The sequence below is a fragment of the Petrocella sp. genome (assembly GCF_059865615.1).
Map to the genome: position 1 here is coordinate 1 of NZ_JCBCDA010000149.1, position 1,977 is coordinate 1,977.

2 protein-coding genes and 1 pseudogene are annotated in these 1,977 nt (G+C 41.6%); all 3 read left to right on the top strand.

Annotation, left to right across the window (positions count from 1 at the left end; genetic code table 11):
- Positions 1 to 57: 57 nt before the first annotated feature.
- On the top strand, positions 58 to 945 hold the full coding sequence (gene eutC, locus AC6F8J_RS14765) for an ethanolamine ammonia-lyase subunit EutC (RefSeq protein WP_500724391.1): 888 nt from the start codon (positions 58 to 60) through the stop codon (positions 943 to 945).
- Positions 946 to 963: 18 nt separating this feature from the next.
- Positions 964 to 1,617 carry an ethanolamine utilization microcompartment protein EutL gene (gene eutL, locus AC6F8J_RS14770; protein ID WP_500724392.1) on the top strand — a complete coding sequence of 218 codons (654 nt, stop codon included), beginning with the start codon at positions 964 to 966 and terminating at the stop codon, positions 1,615 to 1,617.
- Between the two features lie 21 nt (positions 1,618 to 1,638).
- Positions 1,639 to 1,905, top strand: a pseudogene (locus AC6F8J_RS14775) (BMC domain-containing protein); the annotation flags it as partial.
- Between the last annotated feature and the right edge of the window lie 72 nt (positions 1,906 to 1,977).

Sequence of the window (1,977 nt, forward strand, 5' to 3'; positions counted from 1 at the left end):
GGTTAACAGCAAAAGGCGGAGACCCTTCAATATTCTTAAAAAGATGAGGTGAATTAAATGGTATCTGAGAAAGAATTAAAAGTAATTATTGAGCAAGTGTTATCAGAAATGAAAAGCAAGGATTTTACAGAGTCAAAGAAAGACACAGGAGTAAGTCAAAGTGCAGTCGACTATATAGAGGACAATGAATTGTCAGATATTACCATGGTGGATATGAGAAAGCAATTGTTGGTCCCAAATCCGGAGAATGGAGAAGATTATCTGCAGATGAAGGCAAAAACTTCGGCAAGGATTGGTGTATGGCGAGCAGGTCCAAGGTATAAGACCCAAACCTTACTTAGATTCAGAGCAGACCATGCGGTGGCTATGGACGCTGTTTTCACAGATGTGTCCGAAGAAATCATCGCTGAAATGAATCTTTTTACAGTAAAAACCAAATGTAAGGACAAAGATGAGTATTTAACCCGGCCGGATCTTGGTAGAAAGTTTGATGATGAAGAAGTTGCCGTCATGAAAGAAAAATGCAAGATGAACCCACAAGTTCAGGTTGTTGTAGCCGACGGGTTAAGTTCAACAGCCATAGAAGCCAATATTAGGGACATACTACCGGTTATTTTTCAAGGACTTGAAGGTTATGGTATCAAGGCCGGCACACCTTTCTTTATCAAATACGGTCGCGTACCTTCTATGGATGTTGTATCTGAAGTGACAGGCGCTGACATAACTTGCTTATTAGTAGGAGAAAGACCGGGACTAGCTACAGGAGAAAGTATGAGTGCATATATCGCCTATAAAGGAACAGTAGGTATGCCAGAAGCCAGAAGAACAGTGGTATCGAATATCCATCAAGGCGGAACCGCAGCAGTTGAAGCCGGCGCTCATATAGCACACATATTAAAAGAAATGCTGGACCAAAAGAAAAGTGGTCTGGAATTACAATTGTAAATAAGGAGGGACAAGAATATGAAGAATGATGCAATTCGTGCAAGTGTACTGAGTGTTAAGTTGATTCCAAATGTAGATGCAGACCTGGCAAAAGCACTGGAGTTGAAACCGGAACAAAGATGTATTGGACTTGTTACATCCGATTGTGATGATGTTTCTTATACCGCACTGGATGAAGCAACAAAAAAAGCCGAAGTCGAAGTGGTTTACGCAAAATCTTTTTATGCCGGTGCAGGGAATGCTTCCACAAAACTAGCCGGTGAGTTTATCGGTATTTTAGCTGGGGCCAATCCGGCAGAGGTAAGAAGTGGTTTGGATGTTGTGGTTGATTTTATAGCAAACGATGCTTGCTTCTATAGTGCCAATGATGATGACACCATACCTTATTACGCCCACTGTATTTCTAGAACAGGATCATATTTATCCAAGATGGCGGGTGTAGAAGAGGGTGAAGCCCTTGCTTATTTGATCGCACCGCCAATTGAAGCGGTTTATGCATTGGATGCAGCCCTCAAATCATCGGATGTTAAGATGGTTCAATTCTATGGACCACCTTCTGAGACAAACTTTGGCGGTGGCTTATTAACAGGTAGTCAATCCGCTTGTAAATCAGCCTGTGATGCTTTTGCATCAGCGGTAAACTTTGTTGCAGACGATCCGACCAAATACTAATAAGAAAATGTGGTGAAAAATATGAATAATATAGCCCTAGGAATGATAGAAACATATGGATATGTAGGGGCAATAGAAGCCGCCGATATATGTTTGAAGACAGCCAATGTAAGCTTACTAGGCTGTGAATTTGTTAAGGGCGGATTGGTAACCATACATATTAGAGGTGATGTAGGTGCCGTAAAAGCGTCGATTGATGCGGCAGAGGCAGCGGTACAAAAAATCGGTCAGCTTTTATCCACCCATGTCATTCCAAGACCCAGTGACGACGTGGAAAAAATATTGCCAATGCCATCATTAGTAGTTTTACAAAGTGATCATCACAGCCAAAAAGTAGACACCAAAGAAGAGAAAAGTGAA

Coding starts and splice junctions, on each gene's coding strand:
- eutC (WP_500724391.1), top strand. CDS start 58: ATGGTATCTGAGAAAGAATTAAAAGTAATTATTGAGCAAGTGTTATCA.
- eutL (WP_500724392.1), top strand. CDS start 964: ATGAAGAATGATGCAATTCGTGCAAGTGTACTGAGTGTTAAGTTGATT.